The sequence below is a fragment of the Nostoc sp. genome (genome assembly GCF_036916575.1).
Lineage (GTDB): Bacteria > Cyanobacteriota > Cyanobacteriia > Cyanobacteriales > Nostocaceae > Nostoc.
This window is the reverse complement of record NZ_JBALGC010000041.1, coordinates 23,784-41,449: the sequence shown is the minus strand read 5'-3', so window position 1 is coordinate 41,449 and position 17,666 is coordinate 23,784. Positions and strand designations below refer to the sequence as shown.

13 protein-coding genes and 1 pseudogene are annotated in these 17,666 nt (G+C 40.6%); 11 read left to right on the top strand and 3 right to left on the bottom strand.

Going from position 1 to position 17,666, the window contains the following annotated elements:
• Positions 1 to 180 precede the first annotated feature (180 nt).
• Complete coding sequence (locus tag V7L29_RS10660) at positions 181 to 1,389, top strand: SfnB family sulfur acquisition oxidoreductase (RefSeq protein WP_334735431.1); 1,209 nt, start codon at positions 181 to 183, stop codon at positions 1,387 to 1,389.
• 247 nt (positions 1,390 to 1,636) lie between these two features.
• Complete coding sequence (locus V7L29_RS10655) at positions 1,637 to 2,689, top strand: hypothetical protein (protein ID WP_334735430.1); 1,053 nt, start codon at positions 1,637 to 1,639, stop codon at positions 2,687 to 2,689.
• Between the two features lie 151 nt (positions 2,690 to 2,840).
• On the opposite strand, the gene V7L29_RS10650 is transcribed toward V7L29_RS10655, so the two are convergent.
• Positions 2,841 to 4,535 carry an iron uptake porin gene (locus V7L29_RS10650; protein WP_334735429.1) on the bottom strand — a complete coding sequence of 565 codons (1,695 nt, stop codon included), beginning with the start codon at positions 4,533 to 4,535 and terminating at the stop codon, positions 2,841 to 2,843.
• A gap of 639 nt (positions 4,536 to 5,174) precedes the next feature.
• On the opposite strand from V7L29_RS10650, the gene V7L29_RS10645 reads away from it, so the two are divergent.
• Positions 5,175 to 6,359: an acyl-CoA dehydrogenase family protein gene (locus V7L29_RS10645; RefSeq protein WP_334735428.1), complete on the top strand. Its 1,185-nt coding sequence runs from the start codon at positions 5,175 to 5,177 to the stop codon at positions 6,357 to 6,359.
• A 453-nt stretch (positions 6,360 to 6,812) separates the two neighbouring features.
• On the opposite strand, the gene V7L29_RS10640 is transcribed toward V7L29_RS10645, so the two are convergent.
• On the bottom strand, positions 6,813 to 7,229 hold the full coding sequence (locus V7L29_RS10640) for a hypothetical protein (RefSeq protein ID WP_334735427.1): 417 nt from the start codon (positions 7,227 to 7,229) through the stop codon (positions 6,813 to 6,815).
• 572 nt (positions 7,230 to 7,801) lie between these two features.
• Between V7L29_RS10640 and V7L29_RS10635 the strand changes: the two genes are divergently transcribed.
• The 4 genes and pseudogenes from V7L29_RS10635 to V7L29_RS10620 all read left to right on the top strand — a co-directional run bounded on the left by V7L29_RS10635 (position 7,802) and on the right by V7L29_RS10620 (position 12,960).
• Positions 7,802 to 8,632, top strand: coding sequence for a phytoene/squalene synthase family protein (locus V7L29_RS10635; protein ID WP_334689256.1), 831 nt, complete (start codon positions 7,802 to 7,804; stop codon positions 8,630 to 8,632).
• A 572-nt stretch (positions 8,633 to 9,204) separates the two neighbouring features.
• Positions 9,205 to 10,809, top strand: a complete 1,605-nt coding sequence (locus V7L29_RS10630; protein ID WP_334735426.1) for a serine/threonine-protein kinase — start codon at positions 9,205 to 9,207, stop codon at positions 10,807 to 10,809.
• Positions 10,810 to 11,221: 412 nt separating this feature from the next.
• Positions 11,222 to 11,338 (top strand): annotated as a pseudogene (locus V7L29_RS10625) (IS982 family transposase); the annotation flags it as partial.
• Between the two features lie 887 nt (positions 11,339 to 12,225).
• Complete coding sequence (locus tag V7L29_RS10620) at positions 12,226 to 12,960, top strand: FHA domain-containing protein (RefSeq protein WP_334735425.1); 735 nt, start codon at positions 12,226 to 12,228, stop codon at positions 12,958 to 12,960.
• A gap of 245 nt (positions 12,961 to 13,205) precedes the next feature.
• Here V7L29_RS10620 and recA read toward each other — a convergent pair whose 3' ends face one another.
• On the bottom strand, positions 13,206 to 14,285 hold the full coding sequence (recA, locus tag V7L29_RS10615) for a recombinase RecA (RefSeq protein ID WP_334689260.1): 1,080 nt from the start codon (positions 14,283 to 14,285) through the stop codon (positions 13,206 to 13,208).
• Between the two features lie 500 nt (positions 14,286 to 14,785).
• Here recA and V7L29_RS10610 point away from each other — a divergent pair, with 500 nt between their 5' ends.
• The 4 genes from V7L29_RS10610 to V7L29_RS10595 all read left to right on the top strand — a co-directional run bounded on the left by V7L29_RS10610 (position 14,786) and on the right by V7L29_RS10595 (position 17,621).
• Entirely contained in the window at positions 14,786 to 16,489 is a 1,704-nt protein-coding gene (locus V7L29_RS10610; protein ID WP_334735424.1) for an ATP-binding protein, read from the top strand.
• Entirely contained in the window at positions 16,489 to 16,866 is a 378-nt protein-coding gene (locus tag V7L29_RS10605; protein ID WP_334735423.1) for a hypothetical protein, read from the top strand. Before V7L29_RS10610 ends, V7L29_RS10605 begins: the two co-directional genes overlap by 1 nt.
• A gap of 217 nt (positions 16,867 to 17,083) precedes the next feature.
• On the top strand, positions 17,084 to 17,353 hold the full coding sequence (locus V7L29_RS10600) for a type II toxin-antitoxin system Phd/YefM family antitoxin (RefSeq protein WP_334735422.1): 270 nt from the start codon (positions 17,084 to 17,086) through the stop codon (positions 17,351 to 17,353).
• Positions 17,340 to 17,621, top strand: coding sequence for a type II toxin-antitoxin system RelE family toxin (locus V7L29_RS10595; RefSeq protein WP_334735421.1), 282 nt, complete (start codon positions 17,340 to 17,342; stop codon positions 17,619 to 17,621). The genes V7L29_RS10600 and V7L29_RS10595 overlap by 14 nt, the downstream gene beginning before the upstream one ends.
• Positions 17,622 to 17,666: the final 45 nt, after the last annotated feature.

Sequence of the window (17,666 nt, the reverse complement as noted above, 5' to 3'; positions counted from 1 at the left end):
AAGCCCCTCACGACAAAAATTCAGATTCAATCTGTTAGAAGTTACGCAAAATAACTTTCAAACTCTAATTCCTCCGTGTTACGGAGACTTCGCTCAAGTCGCAAGTGTCCTCCTCTGTGCTGGGAATGGTTTGTTTTTCCGTTGTCAGTTATTTAATCACAATCAACAAGGAGTTATATTATGACATCAGTAATTAATACAGAACAGAAAGCCCATATTATTCGGGATGACCAAGAAGCGATTGCGATCGCTCACGAACTAGCAGCTGAGTTTGCAAAGGGAGACTCAGAGCGCGACCAAAATCGGCGTCTCCCTGCTGAAGAAGTGCAAAAGTTCTCCCAGAGTGGATTGTGGGGGATTACAGTCCCTAAAGAGTATGGCGGTGCTTTTGTATCTAATGTCACCTTGGCAGAAGTAGTTAAAATCATCTCCGAAGCCGATTCTAGCCTTGGTCAAATTCCCCAAAACCACCTCTATATGGTGGAAGCAGTTCGCTTGGATGGTACAGATGAGCAGAAGAAGTTCTTCTTTGATTTGGCTCTACAAGGCAAGCGGTTCGGTAACGCCTTCTCAGAAATTGGCACTAAGTCTGTTACTGATGTCCAGACAAAGTTAGAACCAGATGGTTCTGACTTCGTACTCAACGGACGCAAATACTACTCTGCTGGGGCACTACTGGCACATTGGGTTCCCGTCATTGCCAGCAATCCAGATGGTAAAACAGTGGTGGCATTTGTCGAACGGGATGCTCCAGGATTGACCCTACTCGATGACTGGACGAGCTTCGGACAACGTACCACTGCCAGCGGCACTAGCATTATTGAAAATGTGAAAGTTAAGGCAGAACACGTGATTTCGCACTATTTAGCCTTTGAGCGGGCAACACCAATGGGTGCGATCGCCCAAATCATCCAAGCTGCTGTAGACGTGGGGATTGCCAAAGCCGCAGTCCGTGACACCATCTACTTTGTCCGCAACCATACCCGCCCTTGGGTTGACAGCAATTTAGAAAAAGGATACGAAGACCCGCTGACGCTTTATAACTTAGGCAATGTACAGATTCAGGTTCACGCTGCTGAAGCATTGCTGCGACGTGCAGGCGAGTTTATCGACATTGCCAACGAGTCAGGTTTAGAAGAACCCAAGGTAGTTGAAGCATCGATCGCAGTTGCTGAAGCCAAAGCCTTAGCCACCGAAGCATCACTACTAGCTACCAACAAGTTGTTTGAATTAGCAGGTACTAAGTCCACATTGGAGCAATTCAACTACAATCGCCACTGGCGAAATGCCCGCGCTCACACACTCCACGATCCCGTGCGTTGGAAATACTACGCTGTTGGCAACTACTTTCTCAATGGTGTCTACCCCCCACGCCATCCTTGGCTGTAATTGCCGCATTCTCTATTGGGGTGACTCAATTTTGGATTTGGGATTTTAGACTTTCCTGCGGAACGCTAGGCGTAGCTTGCTTCCACGAAGTGGTACGGCGTGAGCGCTCAGTCGAACGATTTTGGATTAGGAAATCTTTTCAATCTAAAATTGCAAATCTAAAATCTAAAATTCGGAGGGAATATTTAGTAGAATGCTTTGCCCCTGACAAATCCAAACATTATTCAACATTATTTAAGTTGATACTATGAGCGTTGCAAACCCAACCCAGAGGCGGAGCATTTGGAAAAGCCAGCCATTTAAGGGACTGCTTTTTATTGCTGTAATTGCTGTCATTAGCTATATTTTTGAACTCATGTTTGGTCAAATTATTCAACTGAACGTGGGAACAAAGTTGACTTACATCACTATATGCTTCGTTTGGTGGTGGCATCTAGGTTTTTCCCTCAACGGCTATCCAGGTTCTCGCTTTTCTTCTACCCGATTTGGACGAGGAACAGTGAATTTAGTAGTGCTGTTGGCACTAGTTTACATTACTGGAGAAGCTTGGAAGTTCATTTCTGCAAAAGCAATTCTTACTGATACATCCGTTGGCTTGTGGGGACAAACAGCAATTATTGCAGCAGCCGCCAGTTTGTTCTTCTTTGACAATACGATTGTCACCACTGAGGAAGTACGCAACTGGCATCCAGTTAGCGGCTTTCTCAATATCTTTTTTGCTATCTTCTTTATTGCCCCTGCTCTTACCTTTTTGCCACAAATGTGGGGACTTCAACCGTTTTATATTCCTTGGTATTGGTATCCTTGTTCAACAGTGTTCGGCAGTTTCTTTGAACGTTGGCCTTTGAACAAATTGGAACTAGAAATGCCACGTTTGGGGTTACTGCATACAGGTATTATTTTGTTACTCACTTTGATTACAGAATTGTTCCTCAAACAGCTAGGAATGGATTTGTTTACAACAACGGCAGGTCCAACGTTTGCAGCTATTTGGACAACTGTTGGTTTAGGATTTGTTTGGCAATTCAATATGTGGCCTTTCACAGAGCTATTACAGCCCACAAAAGGCATAGTTGCATCTGTTGCTAGTTTAATAATTTCGGTCTTGTTGTACCTGATGACAGTATCTCTAGTAGGTCAAGAAAATATTATCCAAGGGCTTTACTGGTGGTTCAATATCCTTTGGGTTCAAGTATTCTTAATGGCTCCAGGATTATACGACGGAATTAGCCTTTGGCAGGATGTACCGCCACTAGTTGAAGAACAGCAATCCTTCAGCTTGAATCGTGAAGGACGTTAAAATAATTCGTAATTCGTAATTTGTAATTTGTAGTTAAGAATTCAATTATGAATTCAGAGAGTTTTTTAGCTTTCATATCTGCAATGCTGATTAGAAGGATAAAAAACTCGCCGACTTTCGATGAATTATTCTTTGCACCTTTGCTGATTATCTAAAAGGTGAAGGTTGTTCTCACAGTGCCAATTACCGCATCCTGATTGTCATCGTTTTGAGCAGGAGCCGTGATCCAAATTACGCCAGGGGTGATGGCAATGTTATCTGTAAGCTGATACTTGTAAAAGCCTTCAATATGTAAGGATAAATCGTTTGCGGGTGCAGGATTACCACCCCGATAAGGTTCTGCACCCACAATAACACCACCAAGGTTGCCTTGTTTACCTAAATCTGGGAATGCCAATCCCAGAGCATAGTACCAAATATCTGCACTACCACTACCTGCCAAATTCTTGGCGTTAGTGTAGCCAAAGAACCCATTGACTGCAAATCGAGGACTAAATTTATAGAAAGCTTCTACTCCGTAGGAGTTGGTAATCGTCCGCTCAAATGGAGTATTGGCTTGAGCTGTCCCGACAAGTGTAAAACTACTACCCAGGTCAAATATTGCTCCCCGATTTTGGTAGGCATTTACATAGGTCAAACCAATGCCAGAGTTCTTGTTGGGGTTCCATGCTATTTGTCCAAATGCGCTATATTGACCATTAAAAAAACCTCTGTCTGGCTGAGGACTGGCATGATCTCCTGCTAAGTAACCCAAGCTCAATACCAATTGGTCACTGAATCGATAATTGAATCCTCCACCTGCACCACCACCAATACGGTAGATAGGACTAGAGGAAGCAAATTCTGTCAAAGCACGACCACCTCCTGAGGCACTCTCAAGATAGGGACTCAGAGTAGGAACAAAATCATAAAGTACTCCGTTCACAGCTCCTATGTAAGCATCGATTTTGTTGCCAACTGGGAAATAGTAAGAGAGCCAATCTAGGGACAGGTTGTTGTTACTAGGAGCAAGATTGAAGGTTTGCAAACCTTCGGCTGAACCACCAGGAAGCTGCAAAAGAGTAGTGTTTCCAGCAGTTAGACGAGTATATAGATTGTCTTTACCTGTAAAGCTAGTTTTGAAAACGAGGCGAACTCTATCTTGAAAAACTGTGTTATCACCATTAACTGAGCCTTGGAAGGCATTCGTAATCACAAAGATGGCTTCTGCAGAAAGCTTTGTAGTTGTTGAAAACTGATTTGCTTCTAGTTCCGCAGTCCGAGCTTCTAAACTATCAACGCGACCCTGTAGAGTTGCTAGTTCAGGGGAAAATTCTGCTTGTAGCCTTTGTAAGGTAGTTAAGTCTTCTTTGGTAACTAAATCAGATGTAGCTGTTGCAATTAGCTCGTTAATCCGAGATAAACAAGCATTTAAGCCTGCTGCAAATTCATAGCGAGTGATGGCGCGGTTTCCCCGATAAGTGCTATTTAAATACCCCGTAATACATCCATAACGCTCAACTAAAGATTGGAGTGCGCCAAATGCCCAATCAGTTGGCTGCACATCTGAAAACTGAGATACAGATGTTACCTGAGACATACTGTTTGTGTTTTGGACGCTTGCATCACTATTGATTGCAGGAATTTTAGGTGTTTGTGCGATGGTTGTTTCCAAAGAATTGTCCCCGAAACGTGGATGGTTGGGGCTTAGGGATAGCTTGGCGATGCCTAACACCAAATTATTTGTTTGAGTCCTAGTCACAGCCACTAAATTCCTGTCTTCAGCATGAACTGATGTGTTGGCTAACAAAGTAGCTCCCAAAATCATCGATTCCATGAATAAATTATGGAATGAACGATTGAACATTTCTATCACTCCTCACATTTTTGGTTTGAAAAATTTCGTGAAAAACATCAGACATTTCAGGTACTTGTCAAGCTAAAAATTTATGATTAGCCCTGAAAAATGTTGAATTACTCTAACACTCGAAAGTTTTCCCTAATATCGCTACACTTCCATAAATAACCAGATATATAAGTTAGTTACTGGTGTTGTCATCTGCGTATTTAAGTGTAGAAAAGACTTTTTCACACAAATAGAATCCCTGCACAAGATAGTCTATTTGCTTAAAGAATGTCTGTGGTTTTACAGATTAATCTGAATTTATCACAACTCAGTTATAAACTACTATAAACCTGTCAAGTAAAAGTAGTTTCGCGGATTTAAGTTAATAATATTGCATATATAGTCATAAAAAACAAGTAGATGAAAAAATTTATTCTCAAAAGTTGTTTTTTGCTTGACTCTCTATCAACTATTTTTGATACTGGACTAACAATTTAAAGCTTTAGCAAAATTTATTTTATTTAAACTTGCTTTATTAGTTGTACTATGCAATACTATTTTTATAGTACGATAAGTTTATCAAAATACTGTAAATTAAATTTTTCTAGCCAAATTTATAGTTACTCCTCACAAGAGGGTTAATAGGAGAAGTTGCAAAGTATGCAATTAATCGAAACTAAAGAGTCTCAAAATTATCTTGATTTAGCTAAGTTTTTAGCAAAGGAATTTGCCCAGACTGCTGTGGTTCGGGATGCCAAAGGGGGAACACCAAAACATGAACGCGATCGCTTGCGCCAAAGCAACTTGCTGAAACTGATCGTACCCACAGAGTACGGTGGTTTAGGACAAAGCTGGATTACCGTTCTGCAAATTACCCGCGAGCTTGCCAAGGTTGATAGCTCCATTGCTCACGTCTTTTCTTACCACCATCTAGGTGTAGTAATTCCTCATATCTTTGGTTCGGCAGAGCAAAAACAGCGATATTACTCAGAAACTATTCACAATAATTGGTTTTGGTGCAATGCCCTCAACCCTTTAGATAAAAGGACTACTCTGACACCGGAAAATAATTATTTCCGTCTCAACGGGATTAAAAGCTTTTGCTCTGGCTCCCAAGACTCGGATATATTGCCGATCACTGCCACTAATCAAGAAACTGATGAATTGGGTATTTTGATAATTCCCACCCAACGGCAAGGTGTTACTGTTCATGATGATTGGCATAATATAGGGCAACGCCAAACAGACAGTGGTAGTGTTACTTTTGAGAATGTGTTGGTATACCCTGACGAAATTCTTAGTAGTAAAGACAAACCCAGTCAGCCCTTCACCACCATTCGTGCCTGCTTAACTCAATTGAATTTTGCTAATATCTACTTAGGAATTGCACAGGGAGCATTTGAAGCTGCTAAAACATACACTTCCACTAATACAAAACCTTGGCTGACATCAGGTGTAGAGAGTGCGACCCAAGATCCTTACATCCTCCAGCACTATGGCAAAATATGGGTTGATCTTCAAGCAGCCGTGTATCTAACTGAGCAAGCGGGAGAATTACTACAAGCAGCTTGGGAGCGGGAATGGTCACTTACCGCAGAACAACGGGGAGAATGTGCGCTCTTGGTCGCTACTGCCAAAGTCGTCGCCACTAGAGTCGGTTTAGACATTACCAACCGCATCTTTGAAGTTATGGGCGCACGCGCTACTACGGCAAAATATGGCTTTGATCGTTATTGGCGTAATCTACGCACTTTCACTCTTCACGATCCAGTAGATTACAAAATCCAAGAGATAGGAAACTGGGCGTTAAATGATGAGCTGCCAAAACCCAACTTTTATTCATAGTAATATCGATTCTTTCACCAAGCCAAAGGCGGGCAAGATGCCATTAGTCTTATATTACTTGCTCAAATAGCCCGATAAACTGGTGTGCGGACGGGAGCATCCCAATGCAAGCCAAAAGACACACGACTGGTACAAAAACCCTGTACAAACCTCTTTGGTTTGTGTTCTACCCTGCGGTCAGCCACAACTCTTGGAGACACTCTGCGTAGCTTGCTTCTCCGTAGGAGTACGTGTCTATGCGTCCTTTGCCTTCGCCTGTCTTGAAAAGTGACGCTCTTACGTCGCTCTAAGCGTTCGCGCAGCGTCTCGAAGAGAAGCTATGCCGCAGGCAGGCTTTACGCTGCGCTAACAGTTCGCCTTTAGCGGGCTGCGCCAACGGCGGGAAACGACGCGATACACTTTTGGCTGCGGCAAGTCGAGTCAGCGTCTACGTTATTTCATTCTGCGTCTAAGTCAAAATACCGTATGAAAATAAACTTGCACATTTGGGATGCTCCCGCGCGGACAAGCTCCCAAGGCTTGAGATAGAGCTTGCCGACTCACCTGCATTGCCTCAACCCACATCAGTCCTTCCACTTCCAGGCAGCGTAGCACATCTGTTAAATGCTGTAATTGTCTATACACTAGACTCAATACTATTGCTGCCATCACTGATAGGGTGAGTAGACGATCGCGCAAGCTACGTTCTTTGTCTTTTACCCTTTTGAGGTTGGCAAATGTTCCTGGACTTCCCAGCGCCATTAACCGCAATTCTATCTCTTGGCTTGTTGGCGCTGGTACTGTCACTCGATGACAAAAGTCTGGATTTCCTAGTTTTTTCCCTGACTTACTCATGGTTTTTTTCAACACAAGGGTGTTGAATTTGAGCATTGAGTTATCCACACTTGGCAAAACTGTACTTTTTTTAACTTAACACCAACGGCAAACAGTCCACTGTTTTATTATCAATCTCGTAAATATACGGGAACTTTTTGTTCTGGGTTATAGTCACTTTATGTTACCTTGAACAGCAGTACAGTTACTGTTATCCGTTGTCAGCTTTTACTGAATTGTCTTTATATATACAATAATTACACTTTGTTAGTCAGATTAACGCAGACTTAAAACACTTTTAAATCCCGAAAATGGATGTTTGGTCATAGGAAAATTTGGCGGTAATCAACCAAATATTACCATAATTATTTATATCTATACTAAAAGTTTCTGAAAGCTATATCAAACGACACCTTACACATTTTTGCAACCAAAACCCTATATACTAGACTAGACTTTGATAAATTTGAGAGTTTTGTTAATTGCAACACCAAAAACTATTAATTTTTAGATGAAATACTAGCGTATCTTATAGTCTATAGTTTTTAAGGTTTAGTCAAAACTATATCCAGTATCATCAAAAAACTGCAAACTTCATGTGGTGCCAAAATCAAGCGGGGAGTGAAAACATGAATTTACGTAGAGATGCATTGCAAATCCTCAAAGAAACTAGCCGAACTTTTTATATCCCAATTAGTCTTTTACCGCCAGGATTGCAAGAAGCAGTAGCATCAGCATATTTGTGTATGCGTGCTATTGATGAAATTGAAGATCATCCCGAATTAGATAACGCTACTAAAGCAAAGCTGTTAAGAACGATTAGCCTGACATTACAGGCAGGAGTTGATGGCTTCGCGGTAGATGCTTTCTTTGCAGGATTTAGTGGGTATGAAAATATCTTAGAAGAAGTCACTGTGAGGATTAGAGAATGGTCGCTGCTAGCACCAGAGACCATTGCACCTCGAATTTGGGATGCCACTGCTGCAATGGCAGACCGGATGACTTACTGGGCAGAAAGAAACTGGAAAATTTACACAGAATCTGATTTGGATCGTTATACCTTTGGGGTTGCAGGTGCAGTGGGATTGTTACTATCGGACTTATGGACTTGGTACGATGGAACCCAAACTAACCGTACTCAGGCAATTGGGTTTGGTCGGGGTTTACAAGCAGTTAATATCCTGCGTAATCATACTGAAGATTTAGGGCGTGGGGTAGACTTTTTCCCGGAGGGTTGGAGTGCAGAAAATATGCAAGAGTATGCCCGGCGCAATCTAGCCCTGGCAGAAGCTTACACTAAAAACCTTCCTACCGGACCAGCCTTAGATTTTTGCCAAATTCCCTTAACCTTGGCTAATGGCACTCTTGACGCCCTTGCTAATGGTAAAGAGAAACTCAGCCGCAGTGATGTTTTTGCACTTATCGAACAGTTGATTAGTGTGAACATGAAAGCCAGCTAATAGTCTCTTAACGACTAATGGAGATGATTTTAAATTGCCTCCAAATTTGGGCATCCAAAATCCTACAGCAATTTTCTGTAGGGAAAGCCAGTGCGGTGAGGCTGTATGGTCTTCTCCCAAAGAGAGACGCTTTAGCGCTATGCGCTAAAGCGTCTAGGGTCTCCCTAAGTAGAGCAAGTGGCGTCAACTGGCGTTGGGCACTGGCTTGCAATGCCTTTAAATACCAATTCTCTAAAATAAGACTACAAATACAATCATGCAAAAACCCAGATTAAAGCTGACTTTCTCAATTTTGAATTACGTTAGCGAGTCGGGAGAGCAGCACGCTGAACGTAGTAAGCTTTAAGAGAACGTCATTACAAATTAGTATAAAGTAGCTTAAATACTATTTAACAGTCTAAGTATAATAAACATTTTGTTTCGGCGATCGCTTTACGTAGTCTTAGCTAAACTTTAGAAACTCTTCAAAGGATTTCCAGCAAAAATTACCTGGCAAGAGTTGATTAATATCTAAATAATTGAAACAGAGTATAACACTCCCCGTGATTATTCGTGCAGCGAGTTGACAGTGCATGAGCTACTGCTTAAATCCTACTTGTCCCAATCCAGAAAATTTGGTATATAGCCAAAGGTGTCAGTCTTGTGGCTCGCAACTACTGTTGCGCTCGCGCTATCAGGTAATCAAACCATTAGGTCAGGGTGGCTTTGGAGCAACCTTCTTAGCCTATGATCAAGGCTTACCAGGAGAACCGAGTTGCGTAATCAAGCAATTACGCCCATCAGGAAGCGCGCCACACGTTTTACAGATGGCTAGAGAACTGTTTGAGCGAGAAGCCAAAACTCTAGGTAAGGTTGGCAATCATCCCCAAGTACCAAGATTGTTAGACTATTTTGAAGATCATGAACAATTCTACTTAGTTCAAGAATACATCAGTGGTGATACCTTGCAGGAGGAGGTCAAACTTAACGGCATCTTCAGCGAAACTGGAGTCAAGCAATTTTTGAGCGAGATTTTGCCACTGCTGCAATACATCCATGAGCAAAAGGTGATTCACCGTGACATCAAGCCAGCTAACTTAATTCGCCGCACTCAAGATGCCAGAATGGTACTCATCGACTTTGGTGCCGTCAAAGACCAAGTTAGCCAAGTTGCGACAAGTCAATCGGGACAGACAGCATTAACTGCATATGCCATTGGTACTCCTGGTTTTGCACCTCCAGAGCAAATGGCTATGCGTCCAGTCTACGCCAGTGATATCTATGCACTGGGGGTGACATGCATTTATTTATTGACTAACAAAACTCCTAAAGATTTAGATTACAATCCCAACACTGGCGAGATGATGTGGGAGCGGCTTGTGCAAGTGAGTGACCACTTGAGCAATGTATTGCGAAAAATGTTAGACGTGTCTGTACGTAATCGCTATCAGTCAGCGGCAGAAGTTCTTAGAGCATTGGAAATAGAACCATACTTAGAAAGTTTAGCAAAGGGTTTACTGGTTAAATCTGATACTGGAGCTCAAGAGCGACCACACAACCATCTGGAAAATTCTGCTGTTTTATGTAACAGCTCTTCTGCTGCTGTTACCAGTGTAGGAGTGGCACAGGTAGCGGCAGCAATTCGTGCTAGACGAGCCAAGGCAGCGGAAGCGGCTGGATTACACCAGGGTTCTGGGATGGCAAAATCAACGACTTTAGCTAACAGCAACAGCAATAGTTCGCAAGTTCCAAATTCTAAAGTTAAGCGTAAGTTAGATACCCAAGCTTTATTAACAGCCTATCTGAAGGGAAGACGGGATTTTGCCCTACATAATTTAAGTTTGCTGAATCTGCAAGGTGCTGACTTATCCCAAACAAATTTCCATTCTGCTCAATTGCAAAAAACCAATCTCCAGGGAGCTAATCTCCACAATAGTGACTTTGGCAGAGCCAGTCTTACTCAAGCAAATCTCAAGGATGCTAATTTGAGCAAAGCATACTTTAACCATGCTGATTTAGAAGGGGCAGACCTGCGAGGAGCAGACCTCAGTAATGCTTATCTCAGCAATGCTAACCTCCGAGGAGCTAATCTATGTGGTGCTAATCTTACCAGTGCCAAAATTTCTGATGAGCAGCTAGCACTAGCAAAAACAAATTGGATGACCGTCCGCCCCAATGGTAAACGAGGGTTATTGTAAGTTGAAAGTTTAAATTTGGGAGCCACTTGCTTGCTCTGGTTGCTAAAGTTGAGCGAAGTGGCATGATTTTTAGATTGGGTGACTTGATTTAGATATTAGATTTTATACTATCTTTACAGATGCATCCTTTTTGTTAAAACCGATTATTTAGATTAGGAAAATAGCCTCCCTGCTTTTTAAGCTATCGATTAATTACATTTTTCTTAACAATTCTCAAACATTTATTTTCTAAGAAACACAAGGCTTATATTTTTTCGCTAACTTTGAAAATCAAACCTGATTACTCTTGATAACAACTCAGATTTATTCAGAATAAACCAAGTAGATATTATAACCCAAGTTGCTAGTTATTGATTCAGGTGATCGCTTTATGTAATAAAATCCCCTCCACATGTGAAAAACGGAGGGGAATATGCTAAACGAAATAATTACCGTCTATGCTATCATTGATGACCCGTTAAAGGCGATGAGGCTAGCGCTTGACTGTCGCAGAGAGATGATTGATGCAGAAATTACTACAACGGTAATAACCCTCTTCTGTCACTTTCTATAGATAAAAATCTGAAATACTTGCTGCACAAGGGTTTCAGTCTCAAGCAATGATAACGTTTATCATATTAGGAAATAAAGTCACAAACCCAGTCCCAGTCCATTCGTGAGAGGTTAAGGTTAGATACCATTTGTCAATAAGCAAGAGTACTCAAAATATGGCTGAAAAGTGGGGTTGGAAACACTATTTTTGAGCAGGCGATGCCTACGCCTACGCATAATCTAGGGCGTTTCATTCATTTTTTACCTATAAGTTCAGTACAAGAGTTAACTTAATACCTCTGCTTTTTCCAAATTTTCAGCATAATTTCTAATTGACAAAAATAATATTATCTTAACCTCTCACCGATGGTCCCAGTCAAAGTTTTAAACATTCCTTTTGATTTTTGTTTTCGGAGAGTGACAAAAGCGGGTTAACTCCGGTGACTTAATACTTGGAAAAGTTTTTTAAAATTGACAAGTAGATAAAGAGCAACCACCATAATTTTTCAATTTGGACTGCTTACCCCAATCCCCAATCCCTAGTCTCTAGTCAAGAGTCCCTTTTACGAAAGATCCAGTTTTTTAGCAAAAATACGCAGATATTTGAGAATTCTTAATCAAATCTTCATAATTATTATCTGTTACAAATAACAAATGATTATTTACAATAAACAATAAAGGATCATAATAATTTTTAAAGAGATTTTCATGCTTTTTATGGCTAGAAACAACAAGGAATCTCGCACCTAAAAGTTGTAAAACATAACGCTTTTAAGCCACTCAAGTTTTCAGATGGCAGCGGAAAGTGAAAAATCAATTATTCCTGATTGTAGGCTAGAGCAGAATATTCATAACTGAAATCAGGTAGTACAAGGTTTACGTATAATGGCTGACTTTGCACAAACAGAAATAGAACGGCGATTAATTTTATATCAGGTATTCCTCAAGTTGTATGAACACCACAGCAGCCTTCTAGATGAAATTCTTCAGCTAAAAAACCTATCTCAACCGTCGTTTACGAGAGTGAAACCATGTTACGTACATGGTGTAGTGGATACTACTGCTGTTTATTTGATGACTAACTTGTGTGACAATCAAACTCAAAGTTTACGACAGCCACAGCAGATCTGGACGATCGGTCGTCATGGCAGCAGTGGTATTTGCATTCCTGATAGTCATATATCTCGTCGCCACGCTGCTATTCAACATATTGATGCTCAAGGCTTCTACTTAATTGATTTCAACAGTACCAATGGCTCGTTTGTGAATGGAGAACTCGCTGAACGGCCGATCAAGCTCAAAGATGGCGATCGCATCCGTTTAGGCAATATAACTTTTGATTTTTTTGTGAATTATACATGCCGTGTTTTGCCAACTGTAGCGATCGATTTATTGATGCAGCTTGTGCGTCGAAAGAACGATAATCAAGTAGAAATACTTGCTTATTCCCGTGACAGACAAAAACCTCTACTTGAAAAAGCAGATGAAAATTTAGAGATTTTCAGAAATTCCAGACTAGTTGAGAAGTTTGAACATTGGTATGATAACTTCAGTTCAGAACAGAAATCAGAAATTTTAGACCGCTTCTTTAGCAAACAAATACCATACAATCGCAGCTAAAAAATTGGAAAGTATAGCAATTTTCAATTGCCTGAAATATACACAATTCGTAGAGGCACAACGTTGTTGTGCCCCTAGTTTTACCTGATTCCAACGAGAAACGCTTAACGAAATGATTGCTCGTCATATAGTAGAAATCATTTCGTTAGGCTTGCTGAAACTCATCAATACCTTTCAAAAAGGTGGTTAGCTGTCTTTGTAACCTACTACACATTAAAAGTTGCAGATTAATAAATCCGCATTCCTTATTCTTCTGGTTCTAAATCCAGTTCTTCCTCTTCATCTTCTTCATTGGCTTTAGCTACGGAGTTAGCAGAAACAACAGCGCCTTTATCTAACTTTTCACGCACCAGTTGCTTAATTTGTTCAGCAAATTCAGGTTTTTCTTCTAAATACTTAATTGCGTTGTCTCGTCCTTGGGAGATATTATCGCCGTTGTAACTATACCAAGCTCCTTTGCGGACAATAATGCCAGTTTCTTCTGCTAAGTCAACAAGACAACCCAAGGTAGAAATACCTTTACCAAAAATAATGTCAAATTCCGCTATTCTAAAAGGCGGCGCTACTTTATTTTTGGCGACTTTGACTTTAACACGGTTACCAAATTCATCTGTACCTTTTTTCAAGGTTTGAATTCGGCGAATATCCAAGCGCACCGAAGCATAAAATTTCAATGCATTACCGCCAGTAGTAGTTTCTGGGCTACCGTAAGTAACACCGATTTTTTGCCGCAACTGGTTGATGAAAATAACTGTACAACCAGATTTACCAATATTGCCAGTAATCTTACGTAGGGCTTGGCTCATTAACCGCGCTTGCAGACCAACGTGGGCGTCACCCATATCGCCTTCAATTTCAGCCCGGGGAACCAGTGCTGCTACTGAGTCAATGACTACAATATCAACTGCAGCAGAGCGAACAAGCTGATCGACAATTTCCAAAGCTGATTCGCCTGTGTCAGGTTGGGAAATCAGTAAATTGTCAATATCTACACCCAATGCCGCAGCATAGGTAGGGTCAAGGGCGTGTTCAGCATCAACAAAGGCAGCAATACCGCCATTTCTTTGCACTTCGGCGAGCGCATGTAGCGCTACTGTAGTCTTACCGGAACTTTCGGGGCCATAAATTTCAATTACCCGCCCTTTGGGTAAACCACCACCCAATGCTAGATCCAAAGTGAGCGCCCCACTGGAAATCGTCTCCACCCGCATCCGGGTGGCATCGCCCAGGCGCATGATTGCTCCTTTACCAAAGCTGCGCTCAATCTGGTTGAGCACCATAGTCAGCGCTTTTTGCTTGCCAGAAGTATCGGTGTTGATAGCCATTCCTGCCTCTAATGCCTCTTAATATATGGTTTTAAGGAGTGTTGCTCTGGGAGTTGGAGTAGAACAGATATACTATTTTAACCAGAAAATTCTGGAATAGGACTTCTCAAATCAAAAAAAGGGTGTAACAAGATCGTAACTTGATCGCTACCAAATTAGGGTAGTCTTGCACAATGATACCAACTTGCATTTAGAGATAGCTTTTTTTGGCTGGGTAAGCAAGCGATTTTCAAAAAAAAATAAATTACCTAAACAACACTGTCAGTAGAACCGTACTCGTGAGCATTTGCGGAGGTTGGTATAATTAGAAGCGATCGTCTTACCCTCACTCAATGCTCAGTGACGGATTTAGTGGGAAATACCACTTTTAGTAGATATACTGAAATTATTAGACTGCCTCTGTGTATAGTGCAACTTACTGGGAATCGGTCAGCCTATCCACCCAGATCAAGGTGATACACTGACAAATTTCCATCTATTTGTTTATTAGAAACAAAATTATGCCTACAACATCAGGAAAACCTTTGCTAGAGCTAGCTACAGCATATAACTCTTTGAGGGATTCTGGTTTCGATTTCTCAACTGCTGTTGGTGAACCAATTGATAACGCTATTCAAGCACAAGCAACGAAAATATACATTATTACAAAGACAATAGAGAAAGATAACCCTAACTCTAAAAAAAAGTTACCTGTTATCCAACGAGTAGCCATTATCGACAATGGTTATGGTATGAACGCTGATGTGCTTCATAGTTGTCTTCAGCTAGGTTATTCCACAAGATATAACGATAGGGAAGGTATTGGTCGCTTTGGAGTAGGAGCAACCCTCGCAGCTATTTCTCAATGTAAAAAAATTAGTGTTTTCTCCCGCGATAAATCTACAGAAGATTTTCTATCAACATACATTGATATAGATGAAATTGCTAACAAATATCAATTAGAAATACCATACCCTGTAATTACAAAACCATCTATAAAGGCAAATCCTCTTCTAAATCAAGACTCTGGAACAATTATTGTGTGGGATAAATGTGATCGGCTAGAAACTGATCCTAATGGAAAGCCTATAAATTCTAAGCTTTTATTAGATGAACTTGAAGAATGGATATCACGTGCATATAGATATTTTTTATGGGATAAAAGAGAAATCTACTTAAATGGCAAATCAATCATTGCTCATGATCCTCTTTATTTGAATCCAAAAGGTACAAAATTATCAGAGGATGAGCCAGCTAAAGTAGAATTTTCTCATGAGCTAGAGTGGCAAATTCCAAATAATCCCACTAAAACTTCTAAAATAAAAATTACTCTGACATTACTACCTGAAAGTTTGAGACCTAAACGTGGTGCAGGTGGTGAGCCTCCTGCAATAGAAAGAAGGATTGATGAAAATGAAGGAATTTCACTTCTTAGACATAAACGAGAGGTTGCATTTGGAAATTTCTACCCTATGCTTCCTAGTGTTATTGAAATAGATAGATGGTGGGGATGTGAGATTAATTTTGAACCGGATTTGGATGAATGCTGGGAAATCCGAAATGTTAAACGCGGTGCTCGTCCCATAGCTGAACTCAGAGAAGCTATTAAAAAACTACTCAGCAAAAAAGTTCTTGATTTAAGAAAAGAAATTCAGGAATACTGGAAAAGAGTCGATGCTGCAAACGCTCAAGAAAAAGGTGTCCATACACCAGCAGAAGATATTGTTAAGGAGGTGGAAAATACTGTTAAACCTGCTGTTCAGGCAGGAAAAGTTTTATCTCCAGAACAAAAGGAAGAGAAACGACGAGAAGTCATAGAAGACCCAGAACTTCCTGAACATGAGAAAACAGTGTTGCGTCAAAAAGTTGTTGGGCCAAGTCCACTACCAATTTCAATCAAATCAAAAGCAATGGCAGGCGCAGAGTTCATGGAAACAGACCATATAGGGAATGGTCAAATTGTTCTTACTTTTAATAAAGAGCATCCATTTTTTAGTGAAATTTACAGCAAACTTGAAGAACTGGAGCAATCAGTTGATGAAAATACACAAACTACAGCTTTAGTCATTAGGTATGCCATCGATTTACTACTTATGGCTTATGGACGCGCTGAAAGCATGATTGATCTAGATAATCCGACAATTAATGAAGTGATGACTGAGCTTAGGAGCTATTGGGGTGTTCAATTGAGGAAGTATATTAAGAAGCTTGCTGATGAGCAATAATGGAAAGAGCATATCAACTAGCTCCAGACATACTACGCAGTCTAATTCCAAAAGATAAGATTGGTGTATATATATTAGGAAATATAGGTCTTAATCGTTTTTATCCAATTTATATAGGTCGTTCTGATATATGCTTGTTAACTAGATTGTTAACCCATAATCATAGAGATAAAGCAACGCATGTAACTTGGCGATTGACATCATCAATAAAACAAGCGTTTCACCAAGAGTGTTGCTTATATCATACCTATGAAGAACAGAACTTTTTGAATGGTGTTCATCCAGCAAGCCCCAAAGAAAGCGGACTAATTTGCCCAGTATGCTCTTGTACAGAGCTTGATATTCAAAGTCTTAAGGAGAGAACTAAAGAAAACTAGGAGTACAGGTAAACAAATATCTTGATTTTCATTCATCAAGGGTTGAGCTAGGAAAAATCATTGATAGGACTTACGCATCAAGAAATGTAGGGGCAATTCATGAATTGCCCCTACGGGAAATTAAGGCTTTTACTGCCTTTTTGCGTAAGTCCTAATTGAGATGAGAAGATTTATCTGGTAAAATATAGTCAAAATGTCTAAAATAGTCACAATTACTATGCAGACCTACACTTTGACTGATGCTCGTAACAAACACGGTGAGGTTTTTGATAAGGCTGCTACTGAGCCAGTTCTATTAACCAAGCAATCACGACCTAGCCATGTGATTATTTCAGCCGAGAGCTACCAAAAATTAATTAATCGGCTGGAAGAATTAGAGGATATAGTTTTCGGTAAAGCTGCTGAAGTTGCTCTGAGTGAGTCCAAAATGATTGGTACAGAGGCTTTTACATCTGCATTAAAGCATTTAGCTAATGGCGAAGCTTGATGGTCTGGCAACTGTTCTTGATTTTCTGAACGGTTTGCAGCCTAAAATAGCAGCACAGATTGCAAAAAAGGTTTTGGCTTTGAATGTTGAGCCTTTACCCGCTGATTGTGAGCAGCTATCTGGTTATCAGGGTTTATATCGAGTTGATAGTGGTGAATATCGAATTGTTTACAGGTATTTTCCTGATCAAGATTTAGTAGAAGTGATTTTAGTCGGTAAGCGCAATGATGATGATGTCTACAAAAGATTAAAGCGTTTACTAGCATAAACTTCTGTTTTCATTAAAATGCTAAAATCGCTCCAGCACAAATGC